This is a genomic window from Agrobacterium sp. 10MFCol1.1, from assembly GCF_000381165.1.
In the GTDB taxonomy this organism is placed as follows: Bacteria; Pseudomonadota; Alphaproteobacteria; order Rhizobiales; family Rhizobiaceae; genus Agrobacterium; species Agrobacterium tumefaciens.
Genome location: NZ_KB906072.1, coordinates 226,122 through 246,901, shown reverse-complemented (window position 1 = coordinate 246,901; position 20,780 = coordinate 226,122). Strand labels below are relative to the sequence as shown.

General features: G+C 59.2%; 26 protein-coding genes. 15 read left to right on the top strand and 11 right to left on the bottom strand.

The window, feature by feature from the left end:
* Positions 1-48: 48 nt before the first annotated feature.
* Positions 49-315, bottom strand: a complete 267-nt coding sequence (locus tag F617_RS28605; RefSeq protein WP_162715930.1) for a hypothetical protein — start codon at positions 313-315, stop codon at positions 49-51.
* An 83-nt stretch (positions 316-398) separates the two neighbouring features.
* Here F617_RS28605 and F617_RS0101340 point away from each other — a divergent pair, with 83 nt between their 5' ends.
* A complete protein-coding gene (locus tag F617_RS0101340; protein ID WP_003511760.1) occupies positions 399-659 on the top strand; it encodes a DUF1344 domain-containing protein in 261 nt (86 codons plus the stop codon).
* 197 nt (positions 660-856) lie between these two features.
* Here the strand turns inward: F617_RS0101340 and F617_RS0101335 are convergent, their stop codons facing one another.
* From F617_RS0101335 to F617_RS0101320, 4 genes are all read right to left on the bottom strand, one after another.
* The gene (locus F617_RS0101335) at positions 857-1,450 is read right to left on the bottom strand and encodes a histidine phosphatase family protein (protein ID WP_003511761.1); all 594 of its coding nucleotides are present in this window, start codon (positions 1,448-1,450) and stop codon (positions 857-859) included.
* Between the two features lie 31 nt (positions 1,451-1,481).
* A complete protein-coding gene (gene fabI, locus F617_RS0101330; protein WP_003511762.1) occupies positions 1,482-2,300 on the bottom strand; it encodes an enoyl-ACP reductase FabI in 819 nt (272 codons plus the stop codon).
* A 131-nt stretch (positions 2,301-2,431) separates the two neighbouring features.
* Positions 2,432-3,541 (bottom strand): DnaJ C-terminal domain-containing protein, encoded by a 1,110-nt coding sequence (locus F617_RS0101325; RefSeq protein ID WP_019564193.1) that lies wholly within the window; start codon positions 3,539-3,541, stop codon positions 2,432-2,434.
* Between the two features lie 212 nt (positions 3,542-3,753).
* The gene (locus F617_RS0101320; RefSeq protein WP_003511767.1) at positions 3,754-4,203 is read right to left on the bottom strand and encodes an RT0821/Lpp0805 family surface protein; all 450 of its coding nucleotides are present in this window, start codon (positions 4,201-4,203) and stop codon (positions 3,754-3,756) included.
* Positions 4,204-4,259: 56 nt separating this feature from the next.
* Between F617_RS0101320 and pdxH the strand changes: the two genes are divergently transcribed.
* Positions 4,260-4,880, top strand: a complete 621-nt coding sequence (gene pdxH, locus F617_RS0101315; protein WP_003511768.1) for a pyridoxamine 5'-phosphate oxidase — start codon at positions 4,260-4,262, stop codon at positions 4,878-4,880.
* 31 nt (positions 4,881-4,911) lie between these two features.
* On the opposite strand, the gene F617_RS0101310 is transcribed toward pdxH, so the two are convergent.
* Positions 4,912-5,703 (bottom strand): sulfite exporter TauE/SafE family protein, encoded by a 792-nt coding sequence (locus F617_RS0101310; protein ID WP_019564192.1) that lies wholly within the window; start codon positions 5,701-5,703, stop codon positions 4,912-4,914.
* 138 nt (positions 5,704-5,841) lie between these two features.
* Between F617_RS0101310 and F617_RS0101305 the strand changes: the two genes are divergently transcribed.
* A complete protein-coding gene (locus F617_RS0101305) occupies positions 5,842-6,147 on the top strand; it encodes a MazG nucleotide pyrophosphohydrolase domain-containing protein (RefSeq protein ID WP_019564191.1) in 306 nt (101 codons plus the stop codon).
* A gap of 267 nt (positions 6,148-6,414) precedes the next feature.
* Here F617_RS0101305 and F617_RS0101300 read toward each other — a convergent pair whose 3' ends face one another.
* The 4 genes from F617_RS0101300 to F617_RS0101285 all read right to left on the bottom strand — a co-directional run bounded on the left by F617_RS0101300 (position 6,415) and on the right by F617_RS0101285 (position 9,828).
* On the bottom strand, positions 6,415-7,089 hold the full coding sequence (locus F617_RS0101300; RefSeq protein ID WP_003511772.1) for an HAD family phosphatase: 675 nt from the start codon (positions 7,087-7,089) through the stop codon (positions 6,415-6,417).
* Between the two features lie 6 nt (positions 7,090-7,095).
* A complete protein-coding gene (locus F617_RS0101295) occupies positions 7,096-7,533 on the bottom strand; it encodes a VOC family protein (RefSeq protein ID WP_019564190.1) in 438 nt (145 codons plus the stop codon).
* A 275-nt stretch (positions 7,534-7,808) separates the two neighbouring features.
* The gene (tldD, locus tag F617_RS0101290) at positions 7,809-9,224 is read right to left on the bottom strand and encodes a metalloprotease TldD (RefSeq protein ID WP_019564189.1); all 1,416 of its coding nucleotides are present in this window, start codon (positions 9,222-9,224) and stop codon (positions 7,809-7,811) included.
* Between the two features lie 79 nt (positions 9,225-9,303).
* Positions 9,304-9,828: an invasion associated locus B family protein gene (locus F617_RS0101285; protein ID WP_003511775.1), complete on the bottom strand. Its 525-nt coding sequence runs from the start codon at positions 9,826-9,828 to the stop codon at positions 9,304-9,306.
* A 441-nt stretch (positions 9,829-10,269) separates the two neighbouring features.
* On the opposite strand from F617_RS0101285, the gene coxB reads away from it, so the two are divergent.
* The 12 genes from coxB to F617_RS0101220 all read left to right on the top strand — a co-directional run bounded on the left by coxB (position 10,270) and on the right by F617_RS0101220 (position 20,214).
* Positions 10,270-11,133, top strand: a complete 864-nt coding sequence (gene coxB, locus F617_RS0101280) for a cytochrome c oxidase subunit II (protein ID WP_019564187.1) — start codon at positions 10,270-10,272, stop codon at positions 11,131-11,133.
* A gap of 17 nt (positions 11,134-11,150) precedes the next feature.
* A complete protein-coding gene (gene ctaD / locus F617_RS0101275; protein ID WP_003511781.1) occupies positions 11,151-12,860 on the top strand; it encodes a cytochrome c oxidase subunit I in 1,710 nt (569 codons plus the stop codon).
* 381 nt (positions 12,861-13,241) lie between these two features.
* On the top strand, positions 13,242-14,195 hold the full coding sequence (locus F617_RS0101265) for a heme o synthase (protein ID WP_019564185.1): 954 nt from the start codon (positions 13,242-13,244) through the stop codon (positions 14,193-14,195).
* Positions 14,195-14,326, top strand: a complete 132-nt coding sequence (locus F617_RS29020; RefSeq protein WP_013635615.1) for a hypothetical protein — start codon at positions 14,195-14,197, stop codon at positions 14,324-14,326. Before F617_RS0101265 ends, F617_RS29020 begins: the two co-directional genes overlap by 1 nt.
* A 42-nt stretch (positions 14,327-14,368) precedes the next feature.
* Positions 14,369-14,998, top strand: coding sequence for a cytochrome c oxidase assembly protein (locus F617_RS0101255; RefSeq protein ID WP_003511786.1), 630 nt, complete (start codon positions 14,369-14,371; stop codon positions 14,996-14,998).
* Between the two features lie 63 nt (positions 14,999-15,061).
* Positions 15,062-15,937: a cytochrome c oxidase subunit 3 gene (locus F617_RS0101250; protein WP_003511788.1), complete on the top strand. Its 876-nt coding sequence runs from the start codon at positions 15,062-15,064 to the stop codon at positions 15,935-15,937.
* Between the two features lie 100 nt (positions 15,938-16,037).
* Positions 16,038-16,424: a DUF983 domain-containing protein gene (locus F617_RS0101245; protein ID WP_019564184.1), complete on the top strand. Its 387-nt coding sequence runs from the start codon at positions 16,038-16,040 to the stop codon at positions 16,422-16,424.
* 10 nt (positions 16,425-16,434) lie between these two features.
* On the top strand, positions 16,435-17,169 hold the full coding sequence (locus F617_RS0101240) for an SURF1 family protein (RefSeq protein WP_026330612.1): 735 nt from the start codon (positions 16,435-16,437) through the stop codon (positions 17,167-17,169).
* A 63-nt stretch (positions 17,170-17,232) separates the two neighbouring features.
* Complete coding sequence (ispH, locus tag F617_RS0101235; RefSeq protein ID WP_019564182.1) at positions 17,233-18,279, top strand: 4-hydroxy-3-methylbut-2-enyl diphosphate reductase; 1,047 nt, start codon at positions 17,233-17,235, stop codon at positions 18,277-18,279.
* 92 nt (positions 18,280-18,371) lie between these two features.
* Positions 18,372-19,340, top strand: coding sequence for a homoserine kinase (locus F617_RS0101230; protein ID WP_003511797.1), 969 nt, complete (start codon positions 18,372-18,374; stop codon positions 19,338-19,340).
* Entirely contained in the window at positions 19,337-19,777 is a 441-nt protein-coding gene (rnhA, locus tag F617_RS0101225; protein ID WP_003511799.1) for a ribonuclease HI, read from the top strand. The genes F617_RS0101230 and rnhA overlap by 4 nt, the downstream gene beginning before the upstream one ends.
* A 128-nt stretch (positions 19,778-19,905) precedes the next feature.
* Positions 19,906-20,214: a Dabb family protein gene (locus tag F617_RS0101220; RefSeq protein WP_013635620.1), complete on the top strand. Its 309-nt coding sequence runs from the start codon at positions 19,906-19,908 to the stop codon at positions 20,212-20,214.
* Between the two features lie 67 nt (positions 20,215-20,281).
* Here the strand turns inward: F617_RS0101220 and F617_RS0101215 are convergent, their stop codons facing one another.
* Entirely contained in the window at positions 20,282-20,767 is a 486-nt protein-coding gene (locus tag F617_RS0101215; RefSeq protein WP_003511803.1) for a peroxiredoxin, read from the bottom strand.
* Positions 20,768-20,780 lie beyond the last annotated feature (13 nt).

Genomic DNA, 20,780 nt, shown 5'->3' with positions numbered 1-20,780 from the left:
AGCGGATTTGTCATAGTAGAAAATCGGACCAAGGCAAAAGCCTTTCTTTCATCGCAAGTCCGATAAGAAGGTGACGCAGCGTTCACGACGCCGAGCAGCCCGGAAAACGACAGGCGTGACGATGGCTGACGACTGGCCGGATGAATGATTCGGCGGAAACGGCGCAGGGTTTTCCAGATGACAAAAGTGTAAAGGTGCTGGTGTTTTCCACGCTGTTTCGCGGTTTTCCAATATTGCCGGGAAATGCGGTGTAAAAATCACTAACGACTTGAACGCGATCCAAAATCCGTTCATCAATTGGGCCGAAAATGTCATGGTTGCGGGCAATTTCCGCCACATTCGAAAGGCAATTCTTCATGCATGTAAGGTTTTCACGCAAATTCACGAAAGCTAGATCGATGCGTATGATGATTGCCGCCCTTCTGGCCACCGCCAACTTGCTTATGCCTATCAACAGCTACGCCCAGAGCGTCGATGTCGAGGGAACGATCAGCAAGATAGACGTGAATGCGCTGACCATTACCTTGAACGACGGCAAGAATTACCGTGTGCCGGAAGAGTTCAATTTCGAAGGCCTGAAGGCAGGCGTGAAGGTCGTTGTTTTCTACACGGAAGTGGACGGAAAACGCGTGGTCGATGATCTCGAGGTCGTGCAGTAAACTGCGGTTTCGGGTCTGCCTGTTGTCGAGGCGGACCTCTCTAATCCCGGTCGGGAAGCTCCAGAATTTCCATTATGCCGGACTTGATCCGACATCCAGCCGACGAGCCTGCGTGGCGGGATTGGTTTTTCAGCCTAAAGATTTGGGCTGGCCGGGTTCCGGCTCGAGGCCGGAATGACAGAAGAGGATCGGTACCCTCACGAAATCCACTCAGCACTGTTCCTGTCGATCTCGACCTTCAAAATCCGGTCCTGCGGGATCTGCGTCGTAGAGGCTTCATCCTTGTCCATGCCGGAAACCAGGCGGAAGATCGAGCGGATCACGCCGCCGTGGCAGACACATACCGTCGGCACCTCGACTGAGGAAAGCCATGCGCCAATACGCCAGGACAGGATTTCATAGCTTTCGGCATGCTGACCTGGGGGAATGAAGTCCCACTTGTTGGCCTTGCGCGCCTTCACCCGGTCAGGAAATTCTTTTTTCAGTTCCGGCAGGGTCTGGCCTTCCCAGTCGCCGAAGGAAACTTCGACGAGGCGGTCATCGGTGCGGTATGCGTGGGGATCGAGCCCCATCGCCCCGCGCATCAGCTCCATGGTCTCGCGCGTGCGCCCGAGCGGGCTTGCCACGTAATCGAAATCACGCGCGGAGTCGCCGAGAATTTGCGCCAGAACCTTGCCGTTGCCGACCGCTTGCGCGCGGCCGAAATCATTGAGCGGAATGTCTTTCTGGCCCTGAAGCCGGCGTATCGCATTCCAGTCCGTTTGTCCGTGCCGGATCACATAGACGAGCAAGGCGATACCCCTGTTTCAAAGTTCGGTCGGCTCAGTCCTTGACCACCGAGATATCCGGCGCGTCAACGGCCTTCATGCCGATGGTGTGATAACCGGAATCCACATGGTGGATTTCGCCGGTGACAGCCGTCGAAAGGTCGGACAGCAGGTAAAGCGCCGACTTGCCGACTTCTTCGATGGAAACGGTGCGCTTAAGCGGCGCGTTGTATTCGTTCCATTTCAGAATGTAACGGAAATCGCCAATACCGGAAGCCGCAAGCGTCTTGATAGGGCCAGCCGAAACCGCGTTGACGCGGATGCCGCGACTGCCGAGGTCTACCGCGAGATAACGCACGCTGGCCTCGAGTGCAGCCTTGGCCACGCCCATGACGTTGTAGTTCGGCATGACCTTCTCGGCGCCGTAATAGGTGAGCGTGATGATCGAACCGCCATCATTCATGATCGGCTCTGCCCGCTTGGCAACGGCGGCCAGCGAGAAGACGGAAATGTCCATGGTGCGGTTGAAGTTGTCGCGGCTGGTGTCGAGATAACGGCCGGTCAGCTCGTCCTTGTCGGAAAAGGCGATGGCGTGCACGACGAAATCGATCTTGCCCCAATGCTTTTCCAGCCCGGCAAAAACCGCATCGATCGTCTCGAGGTCGGTCACGTCACAGTGGCCGGCCATGAAGGCGCCCAGTTCCTGCGCCAGCGGTTCAACACGCTTCTTCAGCGCGTCGCCCTGCCAGGTGAGCGCGATTTCCGCGCCCGCGTCCGCGCAAGCCTTGGCAATGCCCCAAGCGATTGAACGATTATTGGCGACACCCAAGATGATGCCGCGTTTGCCAGCCATAAGGCCGGATGCCTGAGCCATTGTATGCTCCCTGATACTTTCGATTGATCCTGCCTATGGCATAGGCTGCAATCCTGTTCAAGATTGCCGAGGATCATCTACTGTTAGGGAACGTAACAAAGGGTGCGTTGTCCCGCCTATTCGCAAAACTTTTACAAATAAAGGCCTTCGCGCATGTGGCGCATGAGGTCAGTCACCTTCTCGTCCGGCTTTTCGAGCAGGATGATGCGCAATTCGATGACGAGATCGCCATATCCACCCTTGCCGTCCGCAAGCCCCTTTTCGGCAAGCCGCAGCTCGCGATCGGAGCCGGACCAGGCAGGAATGGTGACGGTTTCCTCGCCAAGCGGCGTCCAGATACTCGTCTCGCAACCCAGAACCGCGTCACTGAGAGAGATTGGCAGGGTCGTATGAATATCGAAGCCGCGAAGGGAAAAGCCGTCGTCGCGCGCTGCCAGCAACGTGACGGCCAGATCGCCGCGCGCAATGTTCGGCAGCTTCAGCCCCTGGCCCTTTAGTCGCACCACATGACCGTCCGTCATGCCGGGTTCAAGCTGGAAGCGTACCTCGCGTTCGTCGGCAAGGGATACGGTGATCCATTTGCGCTCCAGAAGTTCGGCGACCGTAACGGTGGCTTCCGCCGTGATGTCAGGTGCCTTTTCCGGCGGCGTCTGCGGGGGGCGGAAGCGGCGCACGAGAGCGCTGAAGAGATTGGCGGCGAGAGAGGCAGCTGCGGTTTCGCTTGCAGACGTCTGCGTGGTTTCGCCAGCACTGGGCGCATCGCCTTTAACGCCCGTGGCTGCGGCTTTCGCCGCTTCGGCTGCCTGCTGCACCTTGGGGTCGTTCTGCGCGTCGGCGCCGAAAATCCGCTCGACGATATCTTCGGCCGTTTCGGGTTTTGCATCGGCTTTCTGGCCGGTTTGCGCCCTGTTGCGGGCATCCGCACGGGCCAGTTCCTCCATCAGCTTCTCAGCGGCCCTGGCGCGCTCGGCGGCCTCGCGCGCCGCCTCCCGCTGCTGCATGATTGTTTCGCCGCGCTGCTTTTTCTCGGCCGCCTTGCGGGCCTGGTCGTAAAGATCGCGCTTTTTGGGGTCTTTCAGAAGATCGTAGGCCTGCCCGACCTCTGCGAATCGCGCCGACGCGTCAGGGTCATCGCGATTGGCGTCCGGATGGACGGTTTTTGCCTTCGTGCGCCAGGCAGCCTTGATGTCTTCGTGACGGGCGTCACGTTTTAAGCCGAGGATAGAATACGGATCGCGCATGCGAAACACCAGTTACGTTGGCTCAGGCACGTGCAGCCGCTCATGGCGCAATCCTGAAACAAACCCCTCCGAAAAGGGATGCGTGCGATCATTCGCATGCATGCCCTCGGTTCAAACAACGTCGACTGTGGCAATAAGTTGCTAAGCAGTTGTTTACGGGGAATGCGCGCCGCCATGCGGCCGGATTAATTCCGCGCGCCAGGGTAAACAGTTTATTTCTGTTCGAAGCGGGTCAGTAACCATTCGCCGGTTTCCGACAGGCAGGCCTGTCCGGCATAACTCGCCACACCTTCGAAAGAGTGGCGCGTCGTCTTGAAATCGCGGCAGACGAAACCGCTGGACTTGTCTTCGTGAATGGTTGTGACGACACCGGCGCTGCCGGTTGCGGCATTGGCCCAGGGCAGGGGCTGTTCCGCGAGTTTGGTGAGATCCGCCGATGTGACCGCATTGCGGATGGTCGCGTCGTCGGTCTGCGGGTTATTATTGGGCTGGTTGGGAACAGAGGCGGTGGAAAGCGAGCGATCGACCTTGTCGCCGCCGAACAGGTCAAGGCTAACGCATCCGCTCAGCACCACAAGCATTGACACGATGGCGGAAACTTCCGCTATCGATGAAAGGAGGCCCTTTGTTCGACTGTTCGACTTTGCTATGACGGTCACCATCTTTCGCCAGAGATCATCTCTGGGGTCCAAATCAGCTCGGGAGCATTTTAGTCAATATGTCGGAAACGGGGTTAACATCCAGTGACTTCACTGAAGAAAATGAACCGTTCACGCTTTTTGCCGAATGGCTGAAGGACGCGACGGCCTCCGAAATCAACGATCCGAACGCGGTAGCACTCGCAACCGTCGATGAAAACGGCCTGCCGAATGTGCGCATGGTGCTGCTGAAGGACGTCGACGATCGTGGCTTCGTTTTCTATACGAATTTCGAAAGCCAGAAGGGGCGCGAGATCCTGGGCCAGAAAAAAGCGGCCATGTGTTTCCACTGGAAAAGCCTGCGCCGGCAGGTGCGTCTGCGCGGCGAGGTGGAGATCGTTACCGACGCGGAAGCGGATAGCTATTACGCCTCGCGTCCGCGCGGAAGCCGCATCGGCGCCTGGGCGTCGAAGCAGTCGCGGCCGCTGGAAGGCCGGTTTGCGCTGGAAAAGGCGGTTGCCGAATACACCGCGAAATATGCGATCGGCGATATTCCGCGCCCCTCCTACTGGTCCGGTTTCCGCATTCGCCCGGTCAGCATCGAGTTCTGGCACGACCGCAAGTTCCGCCTGCACGACCGTGTCGAATTCCGCCGCGAGACGCCGGATGAACCGTGGTCCAAGGTCCGCATGTATCCTTGAAAGCTGCAGGGGGCAGGCCGTCCTTGCCTGCCTATTTCAGTGCCGAATCAAATAGCGGCAGGCCGATGACGGCGGAAATGGCGATCAGGCCGTAGCAGATGCGCCTGAACGCCGCCTCGTCGGCAAGCCCGTGCAGCCGTGCACCGCCATAAAGACCCGCCCCGTAAAACGGCAGGGCCAGCAGGAAAAAAACAAAGACGTCGGCAGTGAACAGGCCACCAAAAAAATAGCTGGTGGCGGATATCACGGTGGAAATCGCGAAATAGAGAATGACATTGGCGCGCACGAAAGCACCCTTGAGGGCGCCGCCAAGCCAATAGGCGACGATGGGTGGACCGCCCAGTTGCGCCGCACCTGAAAACAGCCCGGCAACAAGCCCGGTGAACAGGGTGAGCGGCGTTTTCGGCCGGCCGCTGTAACGCCAGCCGGAAACGAGAAATAACAGCAGCACGACAACCACGATGGAAATGATCCAGCGCAGGGTGAGCGGATCCCCGCCGGAAAGCAGCAGCGTTCCAACCGGGACACCGACAAGCGCACCGGCTGCCATGGTGAAGACTTCACGCCGGTCGGCCATGCGCCAGGCCGGCGGTATCATGCCGAGCGTCAAAACGCCGTCCACCACAAGAAGAACCACCGAGGCGATGCGCGGGCCGACAATGGCGCTTGCCAGCGGAATGAAGATGAGGGCCGCACCAAAGCCGGAAAAGCCTCGGGCAAGTCCGGCGAGAAAGGCGGCGCCCGCAAACATGGCGAGCAGCGTCGGACTATGCGCGGTGATGAGAGCCGAGAAAAAATCGAGGAGAGGCGTGAGTGACTGCATGGGTTTCGAATACCTCTTTATCCCGCAAGCAGGCACCTGTCGCGGAAATTTCAGCTGATTATCGCACGATACGCTTTCGAATCGACGCCGCCGGAGAATCGTGATCAGAGTTGTATCTCACGAACAAAGGATGAACAAATGCTTGCTGTATTGATGCGCCAGTTTGAAGCTGCCTCACAGAAATACGCCGAGGAAAATGGGATCGTCCGCGATCCCGACTGGTATATGCTGAAGCTTCAGGAGGAGGTTGGTGAGGTCACGCAGGCCTGGAACCGGATGACGGGGCGTGGGCGCAGCAAAGACAGAAGCGAAGAGGAGATGAAACGGGATCTGGCCGACGAAACCGCCGATCTCCTCGGACATGTGCTGCTGCTCGCCCATTATAACGGTCTCGACATCGAAGCATCGATAGAGCGCAAGTGGCGTTTTACACCGTCGGTTTGACAGTTTGTGGGGAGGGACGCGACCCTAGCGCTGCGGCTCTGCCGCTGCCGCGATTATGAGAGCGAAACGATAGAGAGCAGAGCTGCGAGAATGGCGGCCACCGGTGTCATGACCTGCCGCAGGGTAATCTGAAATGCGCAAAGAGCGAGCAATATCATCGCCGCTCCGTTTATGAATGTGCCGACAAATGCATTCGAGCAGGATCGGCCTGCCAGCCTATATGTGAGGCACCATAAAGACCAATGGCTAAAGGCATGCGCCGCGCCTTCATGCCTCTGATAACGGCGCCTGTTGCAGGAGGCCGGCAACCGCATGAAGGTCGGTTGAAACGGCAATGCATTTTTCCCGCATTTCCTCGGTCGGCGGCGCGACATCCGGCACCATGATCGTCATCATGCCCGCCGATGAGGCGGAGCGCACGCCGTGCCAGGAATCCTCCAGCGCCAGGCAACGGCCCGGATCGATGCCGAGACGTTTTGCGGCAGTAAGATATGGCATGGGCGACGGCTTCGGCTCCGAATAGTCGCCGCGGGCGACGATGGTATCGAAACGTTTGAGCAGGTCATAGGGGCCGAGATGACGCGTGACGGAATCGTGCCGCGAGGAGGTGGCGATGGCGCGGCGTATATCGAGCCTGTCGAGAAGATCGAGGATTTCGACGACGCCGGGTTTCAGCGCCACGCCTTCCGCCATCATCACGGCAAGATGCCGGAGCCAGGCGTCACGGAAGCTGTCGATCGGAAAATCCGCGCCATAATCGGCGAAAATGGTGCCGGTAATGACATCCCACGGGCTGCCGCAGACCTTCTGATAGGTCTCGACCCGCATTCCGTGGCCGCCCTCATCTGACGCGGCCAGAAAGGAATCGCGATAAAGCGTCTCGCTTTCGATCAGCAATCCATCCATGTCGAAAACGACTGCATGCGGGAGAAAAGGCAGCATGGCGGCTCAACCGAACCGGAAGGGGCGTTCGCCGAGGCTTTCGAACGGGCGGAGCAGGTAACCGTCCGGATCGGCAACGATGAATTGCCGGTTACCGACCTCGACTGTGCCGCGCCTGTACCATTTTTCCTCTGACGGCAGGACAAGATCGATTGCGGCCCGCTCAAGCCGCGCGAGGATGGGCAGCAGGGAAGGAACGGCAAGTTGCAGATTCATGCCGCGGCCCAGCGGAAATTCAAGCGCTGCATTTTCCGCCACGAAGGTCCGGGTCGCACCGATCTGGTCGATCATCAGCTGCGCATCACCCAGCGCCAGATAGGCAAAGCCCTCTTCGGCGCGCTCATAAACCACATGAAAACCGATCAGGTCGCAATAAAAAGCGCGGCTTTTCTGCCAGTCGCTGACGGCTAGTTCCGGGACGAGGGCATTTCGTATGATGGTCATGGTCTCCTTTGCCGCGCAGGCCCGGCTATGGGAGGCGTGGCCTGCGGTAATGGGGCGATATTATCGTCTTCCGGGTGACTTGCCAGAGGAATCCTCATCATGGCAGCCATGTGCGGAGTTGTGGGCTGAAGCAGGTTCAACTTTTCGGCCTGTCACAACTTTTCTCACCTCATGCCGGACATGATCTGGCACCTAGTCAGCCCAAGTCCTTGGGCTGAAACGGCTCATCTCGCCAAGCGGACGCGGGTAGGCTGGATTCCGGCTCGAGGCCGGAACTACGCCTTCGTGCCGCCGACGGTGATCTGGTCCATGCGCAGATGCGGCTGGCCGACGCCAACCGGCACCCATTGCCCGGCCTTGCCGCAATTGCCGATGCCGGTGTCCAGTTTCGAATCGTTGCCGATCATCGAGACGCGCTTCATTGCGTCCGGCCCGTTGCCGATCAGCATTGCACCCTTCACCGGCGCGCCGATCTTGCCGTTCTCGATGAGATAAGCCTCGGTGCAGCCGAACACGAACTTGCCTGATGTGATATCCACCTGACCGCCACCGAAGGAAACGGCATAGATGCCCTTCTTGACGGAGAAGATGATCTCCTCGGGCGTCTTGTCTCCTGACAGCATGTAGGTGTTGGTCATGCGCGGCATCGGCACATAGGCATAACCCTGCCGGCGGCCATTGCCTGTCGCCTTTGCACCCATCAGCCGGGCGTTCTGGCGGTCCTGCATGTATCCCACCAGCCTGCCGTTCTCGATCAGCACATTATAGGCCGACGGTGTTCCCTCGTCGTCGACGGTGAGTGAACCACGGCGGCTGTCGATGGTGCCGTCATCCACCACAGTCACACCCGGGGCTGCCACCATCTCGCCCATCAGGCCGGCAAAGGCCGAGGTTTTCTTGCGGTTGAAATCGCCTTCGAGGCCATGGCCCACAGCCTCATGCAGCATGACGCCGGGCCAGCCGGAGCCGAGAACCACATCCATGGTGCCGGCCGGCGCATCGACGGCGGTCAGGTTGACGAGCGCCTGGCGCAGTGCCTCGTCCGCACCGCGCTGCCAGTTCTCCGTGGTGATGAAATCGCCAAAGCCGACGCGGCCGCCAATGCCGTAGGAGCCGCTTTCCTGCCGGTCGCCTTCACCTGCGACCACGGAAATATTGATACGGGTCATGGGCCTGACATCGCTGACGCGATGGCCATCGGCGCGCAGAATATCCACTACCTGCCAGCTTGCGGAAATCGTCGCCGTCACCTGTCGGACATTCGCGTCTTTGTCGCGCAAATAGGCATCGATATCGGTGAGAAGTTTCACCTTCTCCTCGAAGCTCGGGCTGCCGATCGGGTTTTCGTCGCCATAGAGCTTTTTGTTAGTGCGCTGGGGGGCTGCGGCATAGGAACCGGAATAACCTCTGGTCACGGCGCCGACAGCATCCGACGCCCGCTTCAGCGCAGCCTGCGACAGCTCGCCCGCGTGGGCATATCCAACCGTCTCGCCGGCAACGGCGCGCAGGCCAAAACCCTGGTCGGTATTGAAGGAGCCGCCCTTCAGGCGGCCGTTATCGAAGGTCAGCGATTCGGCCTGCGCATGTTCGATGAACAACTCGCCATCGTCTGCGCCGGTGAGCGCTTCCGCGACCAGCTTGCGCAACTGCGTCTCGTCGCAATCGAAGAGATTTACAAGGTCGTTGGTCATGGGAGGCTCCAGTCTTTATCGTTCCTTCGATTTAGGCACTGGAGCCGACAGACGCAAGGCTGTCTCTTTACACGAGGCTTCAGGGAAGCGCGTCGTAGCCTTCGGCAAAGCCGGTGAGCTCGATCGGAATACCGACACGATCCTGATCGACGGATTCACGCAGCGCGAAAACCGCGTTCTTGCCGGCGCGCAGAACCTTCAGTAGCTCGTCGTCAATATCGACCTCGACATAGCAGCCTTCGGAGAAGCAGCGGGTGAAATAGGCGCGGCCAATATTGTTGTTGTCGATATAAAGCTCCATGCCGTCCTTCAGAAGCACGCCAAGCGGTGCGAGGATACGCAGGATGCGCGACTTGCGGTCCGCGGTTTTCAGGACCACCACCGAAAGCCCCACTTCCGGGCGGTCGTCGGCAATCACGTTCTGCATCAGGGCGCATTGATCTTCGGATGCGCCTGCCGGCTTGTCGCAGATCACCGACCATGCTCCATGCGTCGACTTCGGCGTTCCGGGCGGCTGCTGTTGCGCCAGCGCCGCTGCGGCGGGAGCGATGATGGCAAGACCGGCGGCGGCAAGAAAAGTGCGCGCGAGCGGGGAAAGACGCATGGATACCTCTGGGATTCGAATCAGTGCGGCTATTTTGACGCCATAATCCGGAAAAAAAAGCCTTGGTACCTCAATTCCAGCCGAGTTGGGCGGAAATAGGACCTGTTGCCGGGTGCAGGCGCCTGATTTGACCGTGCGGCAGCCGGCGCCTGGTGGCTGAAGCCTGATGCAAAAGCGCTGCCAGCAGGGGCTGCGCCGGATTTTGACCATTGCCAAGCGCGCCTGAAATATCTTGCAGGATACGGGGCATGGGAAACTCGGCTGCGACGAACAATGGTGAAATTGGCTGACATCCGTGTCCTTACGCATATTGCGGCAGAGGACAAACTGTGGTTTGAAGTTAGTACCATAAGCATGGATTCTGCGTCTGTAATTGATCAAGATCAGACGCGTGAGGGAGAGGGTACCGTGACGAATAGGATTTACGCAGCATTGGCGGGGATGACCTGTCTGCTCACGGCTGTCGGCGCCCACGCCGATCAGCCGGTGCATTGGCAAATGGGCATGCAGGAGGCCGCCACGCCGATCATGCACGAAATACGCTGGTTTGAACAATATACGCTCTGGTTCATTGTTCCGGTTACGCTTTTCGTTCTTGCGCTGCTCATTATCGTCGCCTTGAAATTCCGTGCAGCGAAAAATCCGGTGCCGTCCAAGACCAGCCACAACACCGCGATCGAAGTGGTGTGGACGCTTGCGCCGGTTCTCATTCTCCTGTTCCTCGCTTTCCCGTCGTTCAATCTTCTGAACGCGCAGCTGACGCAGCCGGAAAACCCTGATCTGACGCTGAAGGCGACTGCGACGCAATGGCTCTGGAACTACGAATACAAGGCTGCCGAGGGCGCCGAGCCGCTCGCCTTCGACAGCTATCTGCTGAAAGAGCAGGATCGTGCAGCTGCAGGCAAGGAGGACAAGGCCCGCTACCCGCGTCTTCTCGCGGTAGACAATGAAATGGTCGTTCCGGTCGGCAAGACCGTTCGCCTTCTGGTGACGGCGGCGCCTACGGATGTCATTCACGCCTTCGCCATGCCCGCTTTCGGTGTTAAGATCGACGCCGTTCCGGGCCGCCTCAACGAAACTTGGTTCAAGCCGGAGAAGGAAGGCCTTTATTACGGCCAGTGTTCCGAGCTTTGCGGCAAGGACCACGCCTTCATGCCGATCGCCATTCGGGTGGTTTCCGAACAACAGTACAATGCCTGGCACGCCGCCGCCGCTTCAGATCTGAACGGCGCGAACCGGGCACTGATGGCCTCCGTCGATGGCGCTCCGCGCACGGTCGACGTTGCCGCCAACGAAACCAACTGAGACCTGGAGTGACGACAATGGCTGGACCTTCCGCACACGACGATCATCACTCGCATGGTCAATCCGCTCATGATGGGCACGCGCATGATGATCATTCGCATGATCATTCCCACAAGCCGGGCTTTTTCGCCCGCTGGTTCCTGTCGACCAACCATAAGGACATCGGCACGCTCTACCTGATCTTCGCCATCATGGCGGGCATCATCGGTGGCGGGCTTTCGGTTGTCATGCGTATGGAGCTGCAGGAGCCGGGCATCCAGATCTTCCACGGTCTGGCCTCCATGGTCTACGGCTTCGAGGGTGACGCTGCCATCGACGGCGGCAAGCACATGTTCAACGTGTTCACGACAGCGCACGCGCTCATCATGATCTTCTTCATGGTCATGCCGGCGATGATTGGCGGCTTTGCCAACTGGATGATCCCGATCATGATCGGCGCTCCTGACATGGCTTTCCCGCGCCTCAACAATATTTCCTTCTGGCTGATCGTTCCGGCGTTCATTCTGCTGCTCCTGTCGCTTTTCGTCGAAGGTCCGGCGGGCGGTTACGGCGTGGGTGGCGGCTGGACCATGTATCCGCCGCTTTCGACCAACGGCATGCCGGGACCGGCAGTGGATCTTGCGATCTTCTCGCTGCACGTTGCCGGCGCGTCCTCGATCCTTGGCGCCATCAACTTCATCACCACCATCCTCAACATGCGCGCTCCGGGCATGACGCTGCACAAGATGCCGCTTTTTGCCTGGTCGGTTCTGGTCACCGCATTCCTGCTGCTGCTTTCCCTGCCGGTTCTGGCTGGTGGCATCACCATGCTTCTGACCGACCGTAACTTCGGCACGGCATTCTTCTCGCCGGAAGGCGGCGGTGATCCGATCCTCTACCAGCACCTGTTCTGGTTCTTCGGCCACCCGGAAGTGTACATCCTGATCCTGCCCGGCTTCGGCATCATCAGCCACATCGTGTCCACCTTCTCCAAGAAGCCGGTCTTCGGCTATCTCGGCATGGCATACGCCATGGTCGCCATCGGCGCTGTCGGCTTCATCGTGTGGGCGCACCACATGTACACGGTCGGCCTTTCGCTGGAAGCGCAGCGTTATTTCGTCTTCGCAACCATGGTCATCGCGGTGCCGACGGGTATCAAGATCTTCTCGTGGATCGCGACGATGTGGGGCGGTTCGCTGACCTTCTCGACCCCGATGGTCTGGGCAATCGGCTTCATCTTCCTGTTCACGGTCGGCGGTGTTACCGGCGTCCAGCTCGCCAATGCCGGTCTCGACCGTTCGCTGCACGACACCTACTACGTCGTGGCGCACTTCCATTACGTTCTATCGCTCGGCGCGGTCTTCGCGATCTTCGCCGGCTGGTATTACTGGTTCCCGAAGATCACCGGCTACATGTACAACGAGTTCATCGGCAAGCTGCACTTCTGGGTGATGTTCGTTGGCGTGAACCTGATCTTCTTCCCGCAGCACTTCCTCGGCCTTGCCGGCATGCCGCGTCGTTACATCGATTATCCCGATGCCTATGCCGGCTGGAACCTGGTGTCTTCCTATGGTTCCTATATCTCGGCCGTTGCCGTGTTGATCTTCCTCTTCGGTGTTTGGGAAGCCTTCGCCAAGAAGCGGATCGCTGGCAACAATCCCTGGGGTGAAGGTGCGACGACGCTCGAATGGCAGCTGTCCTCTCCGCCGCCATACCACCAGTGGGAACAGCTTCCGCGCATTCGCTGAATGCCGGACCGGAGTGCGCGGGCAGGGCTTGCGAACTCCGGAAGCTGAAAAGAGGGGATGGTGTGGGCTTATCCGCGCCGTTTCCCTTGAGGCGGACGGAGTCTGTTGCTGCGTGAGGCATTTTGTCCAAGCGAAGCTTTTCGTGCGACATGATAAAAGCCAAGTACTGCCACTATGAATGGGCAGACGCAGCAGGGCGACGGAACGGGCGTGGCGATATGCCAGGCGCATGGCATCGGGTCTTTGACCCCGGTGCTGCTCGTGCCGGAACGTTCGGACCAATGAATTGACGCACCGTGCACGCCGAAAACGACACTCTGTTTTCGGGCTGGTGCAAGGGATGCCGCGGCAAGCGGCATCTGAAGAAAAACAGGATACGAAATGACCGTCATCGACAATCGCGAAATGCTTGGCCTGGAAAGCTCCGAACTTTCGGAAGCCGGCGCGCGCGATTATTTCGAGTTGCTGAAACCGCGCGTCATGTCGCTCGTCGTCTTCACGGCGTTTGCGGGCCTCGTGCTGGCGCCGGGCCACATCAACCCGGTCCTCGGCCTCATCGCCATTCTCTGTATTGCCGTCGGTGCCGGCGCATCCGGCGCGCTCAACATGTGGTACGATGCAGATATCGACGCCGTGATGAGCCGCACCGCCAAGCGGCCGATCCCGTCCGGCCGCGTAGCACCTGGCGAGGCCCTGGCCTTCGGGCTGACGCTCTCGGCCTTTTCGGTGGTCATCCTCGGGCTTGCGGTCAACTGGTTCTCCGCCGGACTGCTCGCCTTCACCATTTTCTTCTACGCCGTCGTTTATACGATGTGGCTGAAACGCTCGACACCGCAGAACATCGTCATTGGTGGTGCTGCCGGCGCTTTCCCGCCCATGCTTGGCTGGGCCTGCGTCACCGGCGGCGTCTCGCTTGATAGCGTCATCCTCTTCCTCATCATCTTCTTGTGGACACCGGCCCATTTCTGGGCGCTGGCGCTGTTCAAGATGCGCGACTACGGCTCCGTCGGCATTCCGATGATGCCGAACGTGGCGGGCGAGCGCTCCACCAAGAACCAGATGATCGTTTACGCAGTGCTGACGGCTGCAGTTGCGGTCGCGCCGTATTTCACCGGTCTGGCGAGCCTCGGTTATGGCATTTTCGCCGCCGTGCTGAGTGTGATCTTCGTTTACTGTTCGCTCGATGTCCGGCGCATGCCTGACGGTGACGAAAAAATGCTGCCCGCCAAGAAGATGTTCGCCTATTCGGTGCTTTACCTCTTCGCCATCTTCTCCGGCCTTTTGGCCGATCATTTCGCTCCGGCACTGAAAGCCGTGATTTCGGGAGTTTTTTGATGGAAACCGTGGAACTGAGCGCGGCGCAGAAAAAATCGAGGCGCGGGCGCAACGTCGCGCTCGGCGTCTTGCTCGCCGGTCTGGTGGTGCTGTTTTACGTCATCACCATCATCAAGATCGGCTCGCATTGACGGCCTGACAGTGAGGGCATGATCGGAGGAGAGGAGGGGGACATGGCGAATACTGGGGCAAATATCGGGGCAGACAAGGCAACGGCCGGCACGCAGCGGGTGAGCAATCGCTCCATCCTCGTGCTCTGTCTCGTGTTTTTCTGCGCTATGATCGGCATGGCCTATGCCGCCGTTCCGCTCTACAGCCTGTTCTGCCGCGTCACTGGCTATAACGGCACGACCCAGCGCGTCGAGCAATATTCCGACGTCATTCTCGACAAGACTATCAACGTCACCTTCGACGCCAATACGTCGAATGGCCTCAACTGGGATTTCCGCCCGGTCGACAAGCTGGTCACGCCGAAAATCGGCGAGACGGTGCAGATCAATTTCAAGGCGACGAACCGCTCAGCGGTGGCAACCACGGGCACGGCGGTCTTTAACGTCACGCCCATGGAAGCAGGCGCTTATTTCAACAAGGTGGAGTGTTTCTGCTTCACCGAAACGACGCTTCAGCCGGGCGAAACGCTCGAAATGCCGGTGGTATTTTTCATCGATCCGGATATCGCCACGGCGCGCGAAACGAAGAACATTCATACTTTGACGCTGTCCTATACGTTTTATCCGGCCAAAACCGAAAAACCGGTTGCGTCCTTGCCGGTAAAGACTGAATCTGGCGAAAGCAAATTGTGAGAGGAGACTCGGGCCTTTTGAGCAGGGTCGGGTCTGGGAAGAGATACCAGGGGATTGTCACACATGGCAGATACGCATCAGAAGAACCACGACTACCACATCATAGATCCAAGCCCCTGGCCGCTTCTGGCCTCGATCGGCGCCTTCATTCTGACCTTCGGCGGCGTCTGTTACATGCGTTACCTGTCGGCTGGCTCCTTCAAGCTGTTCGGCATGGAACTGGCCAATCCCTGGCTGTTTTATATCGGTCTCGTCATCGTGCTTTACACCATGTACGCATGGTGGGCAGACACGATCAAGGAAGCCAATGAGGGTAGCCACACCCGCGTCGTTTCGCTTCACCTGCGTTACGGCATGATCATGTTCATCGCCTCTGAGGTGATGTTCTTCGTCGCGTGGTTCTGGGCCTATTTCGATGCCAGCCTTTATCCGCACGAGGCCATTCAGGCGTCGCGCCTCGAATATACCGGCGGTCAGTGGCCGCCAAAGGGCATCGAGGTCATCGATCCCTGGCACCTGCCGCTCTACAACACCGTCATCCTGCTTTTGTCGGGCACCTGCGTGACATGGGCGCACCATGCCCTGCTGCACAATGACCGCAAGGGGCTGATCACCGGTCTCGTCCTCACCGTTGCGCTCGGCGTCCTGTTCTCGACCGTGCAGGTTTACGAATACATGCACGCCCCGTTCGACTTCAAGAACTCGATCTATGGCGCGACCTTCTTCATGGCGACCGGCTTCCACGGTTTCCACGTTTTCGTCGGCACGGTTTTCCTGCTGGTCTGCCTGCTGCGCGCCATTGCCGGCGGCTTCACGCCGAAACAGCATTTCGGCTTCGAAGCAGCTGCCTGGTACTGGCACTTCGTTGACGTCGTCTGGCTGTTCCTGTTCTTCGCGATCTACATCTGGGGCGGCTGGGGCGCGCCGCTGGCGGAGTGATGCGGTTTGTTTTCTGACTCGGAGGGCGGCATCTGCCGCCCTTTGTGTTTAAACAGGCGGGCCGGACGGAGGTTTAACCGGCCCAAGGCGGGAGGCCATCATGTCTGAACCCGGAAACGGCGGCTTTGCGCCGGTGGACCCAATAAAAGTCGGGCTGAAGGGCTGCTGCCCGCGTTGCGGCAATGGCAGGCTGTTCGACGGCTTCCTGACCCCGAAACCCGCATGCAGTGCCTGCGGGCTGGATTACGGCTTTGCCGATGCGGGTGAAGGCCCGGCCGTCTTTGTCATGCTGATCGTCGGTTTCCTTGTCGTCGGGCTGGCGCTTTGGTTCGATCAGCGTTTTGCGCCGCCCGTCTGGGTGCACGTCATGCTCTGGTTGCCTTTTGCGGTGATCGTCTCCCTCGTGCTGCTGCGCAAGATGAAGGGCATCATGATTGCGCTGCAATACCGCAACAATGCAAGCGAAGGCAGGCTTGATCGTGAATGAGGTGTCCCACATGAAGGCGGCGGAAAGACGCATCTGGTTTGCCGCGCCGCTCGTCCTTTTGGCACTTGCCATCCTTCTCGGGCTAGGCACATGGCAGGTGAAGCGGCTTTACTGGAAAGAAGCGCTGATTGCCGATATCGAGGCGCGGCGCAACGCAAGTCCGGCCACGCTCTCGCAGATCGAGGTCATCGCCAAAAGCGGCGGCGAAATTGAATATCGCAGGGTCAACGTTTCCGGCGTTTTCGATCATGCCCGCGAGCGGCATTTCTTCGCCACCCACCAGGGCAGAACCGGCTATTACATCTATACTCCGCTGTCGCTTGCCGATGGCCGCATCCTCTTCGTCAATCGCGGCTTCGTGCCGTTTGAGATGAAGGAGGCAACGAAGCGGCCTGAAGGGCAGATCGCTGGCGAGGTGGAGATCAAGGGGCTGGCGCGCGCGCCGCTAGTTGCAAAACCGTCTTCCCTGCTGCCGGATAACGATATCGCCAAGAACATCTTCTACTGGAAGGATCTGGCGGCCATGGCGTCGAGCACCGATATCCCGCCCAACAGGCTGGTCAACCTGTTCGTGGATGCCGACGATGCGCCGAACCCCGGCGGCTGGCCACAGGGCGGCGTGACGCTGATAGATTTGCCCAACAATCACCTGCAATATGCGATAACGTGGTATGGTCTGGCGGCGGCCCTTGTCATCGTCGCCGGTTTTGCCTATTTCCGGAACGGTAAGGCGCAAGGTGAATAACGCGCGCCCTGTCCGGTAAGGCTGGCTACCGGGCAAGGGCAAGGAGCACGCCAAGGAGCACGAATGAACATCGCCGTTTCCAAACCCCCTTTGACGATAAGGCTGTGCGGACCGCGCGGCTTTTGCGCGGGCGTGGACCGGGCGATCCAGATCGTCGTGCTGGCGCTGAAAGCCTATGGCGCGCCGGTCTATGTCCGCCACGAAATCGTCCATAACCGATACGTGGTCGAGGGGCTGGAAGCCAAGGGCGCGATTTTCGTCGAGGAACTGCACGAAATCCCCACCGAGCATCGCGAGCAGCCGGTGGTCTTTTCCGCCCATGGTGTGCCCAAATCCGTGCCGGAGGATGCGCAGGCGCGCAACCTGTTTTATCTCGATGCCACATGCCCGCTCGTCTCCAAGGTCCATAAGCAGGCCATGCGCCACCAGCGCCTCGGCCGCCATGTCGTGTTGATCGGCCATGCCGGTCACCCTGAGGTCATCGGCACCATGGGCCAGCTGCCCGAAGGTACCGTTTCGCTGGTCGAGACGGTGGAGGATGCCGGCACCTATGAACCGGTGGACCGAGAAAACCTCGGTTTCGTTACCCAGACAACGCTGTCTGTCGATGATACCGCAGGCGTTATTGCCCGGTTGCAGGAACGTTTTCCGGCCATTCAGGCGCCCGCCGCCGACAGCATTTGTTACGCCACCACCAACCGTCAGGATGCGGTGAAGCAGGCGGCCCCCGGCTGCGATCTCTTCATCGTGGTCGGCGCGCCCAATTCGTCAAACTCGAAGCGGCTGGTGGAAGTGGCGCTGCGCGCTGGCGCCAAACATTCGGTTCTGGTGCAGCGTGCGGCGGAAATCGACTGGGATGCGATCGGCGATATCCGCACCGTCGGTCTTTCGGCGGGCGCTTCTGCGCCGGAGGTCATCGTTGATGAGATCATCGAAGCCTTCAAGGCGCGTTTCGATACGACGCTCGATCTGGCCGTCACGGTGGAGGAAACGGAACATTTCCTCGTCAACCGCGAACTGCGCAGCATTGAGCTGACGACGGACGACATGGCTTTCGTGAATGGCAATGCCAGCAATGCCCTGCCACCGAAAGCCGCCACTGGCGCCTAGACCGGGATGGCGAGATATGTGAGTGGTTCCCACCGCGCATATGTCATCCCCTCTTCAGATTTTCACTCCATCCTTCATCAAGAGATTTGAAATTGGCAGTTTATACGGACATCACTGAAGATGATCTGAGGAATTTCCTCATACAATACGACGTTGGCAGCCTCACATCCTATAAGGGCATTGCCGAAGGCGTCGAAAACTCCAATTTCCTGCTGCATACGACGAAGGATCCGCTGATCCTGACGCTTTACGAAAAGCGCGTGGAAAAATCCGATCTGCCGTTCTTCCTCGGTCTCATGCAGCATCTGGCCGCCAAGGGTCTGTCCTGCCCCTTGCCGCTGCCGCGCAAGGACGGGGAACTGCTGGGCGAATTGTCCGGTCGCCCAGCGGCGCTGATCTCCTTCCTTGAAGGCATGTGGCTGCGAAAACCGGAAGCGAAACATTGCCGGGAAGTCGGCAAGGCGCTGGCCGCCATGCATCTGGCCGGTGAGGGGTTCGAGATCAAGCGCCCCAATGCACTCTCCGTCGATGGCTGGAAGGTGCTGTGGGACAAGTCTGAAGACCGCGCCGACGAGGTGGAAAAGGGCCTGAAGCAAGAGATCCGCCCGGAAATCGATTATCTCGCCGCCCATTGGCCGAAGGATTTGCCCGCGGGCGTCATCCATGCGGACCTGTTTCAGGACAACGTGTTCTTCCTCGGTGACGAGCTTTCCGGCCTCATCGATTTTTACTTCGCCTGCAACGACCTGCTCGCCTATGACGTGTCGATCTGCCTCAATGCCTGGTGCTTCGAGAAGGATGGCGCTTATAACGTCACCAAGGGCAAGGCGCTGCTGGAAGGTTACCAGTCGGTGCGTCCGTTGAGCGAGGCGGAACTGGATGCCTTGCCGCTTCTGGCACGCGGCTCGGCGCTGCGCTTCTTCCTGACCCGCCTCTATGACTGGCTGACGACGCCGGCGGGCGCGCTGGTGGTGAAGAAAGACCCGCTGGAATATCTGCGCAAGCTGCGGTTCCACCGCTCCATCAGTCATGTCGCCGAATACGGGCTGGTTGGCGAATGAAACATGTCGATATCTTCACCGACGGCGCCTGCTCCGGCAATCCCGGTCCGGGCGGCTGGGGTGCCGTGCTGCGATATGGCGAGACCGAAAAGGAATTGTCCGGCGGCGAGGCTGATACCACCAACAACCGCATGGAACTGCTGGCGGCCATCTCGGCGCTCAACGCGCTGAAAAGTCCCTGCGAGGTCGATCTCTATACCGACAGCGCCTATGTCAAGGATGGCATCACCAAGTGGATTTTCGGCTGGAAAAAGAAGGGCTGGAAAACCGCCGATAACAAGCCGGTCAAGAATGTGGAGCTGTGGCAGGCGCTGGAGGCGGCGCAGGAGCGCCATAAAGTGACGCTGCACTGGGTCAAGGGCCATGCCGGCCACCCGGAAAACGAGCGCGCCGACGAATTGGCACGCAAGGGCATGGAGCCTTTCAAACGCCGGTAACGGAAGTCTGATTTCTTCCATGCGGCCCTTATCCGGGCCAACCGTGATAAGGGATTGTGAAAACTGAAACCCGATCTATCTTGTCGTCAAACAGTTGGACGATGTTCCAGCGGAGGAGAGACATTCAGATGATCCTGCATTGTGTATTTCTACGGTTCAAGGCTGCAACGGCATCCTCTGAAAAACACGCGGTGTTTGAGGCAATTGCGGCCCTCAAGGACGTGATACCCGGCATAATAGACGTGAAATACGGCCAGAACGTTTCGCCGGAAGGCCTGAATGGCGGTTTCGTCGATGGCTTCATCGTGACGTTGGACAGCCCGGAAGCCCGCGACGAATATCTGGCGCACCCGCAACACATGGAAGTCGGTCAACGTCTGGTCTCGCTGACCGATGGCGGTCTGGCCGGGCTTCTGGTGTTTGATATGAACGTGTGAAAAAAAAGGGCGGTTTTACCGCCCTTTAATGGATACTGTACTTCATTCGCGACGACAGAGAGGTGGCTTAAAGCTGCTCGATCATCGCTGCAGCGGCCGAGACCGTCGCCTGGCCGGGATTTTCTTCCACGTTGAGCGATGTAACCACGCCGTCTTTCACCAGCATCGAATAGCGCTTGGAGCGCACGCCGAGGCCACCGCCGGAGAGGTCGGCATCGAGGCCGAGCGCCTTGGTGAAGGCGGCGTCCCAGTCGGCGAGGAAGTGAATTTTGCCCTGGCCGCCGGACGATTGTGCCCATGCGCCCATGACGTGCCAGTCGTTGACGGAAACGACGGCGATGTCATCCACGCCCTTTGCGAGAATGGCGTCGCGGTTTTCGAGGTAGCCCGGCAGGTGGTTCAGCGAGCAGGTGGGAGTGAAAGCGCCGGGTACGGCGAAAAGAACCACCGTCTTGCCGCCAAAAAGCGCATCGGTGGTGGTTTCCACCGGGCCATCGGCGGTCTTTTCCTTGAAGGTTGCGGAAGGCAGTTTTTCGCCGATCTTGATAGTCATGTCCATGCTCCTA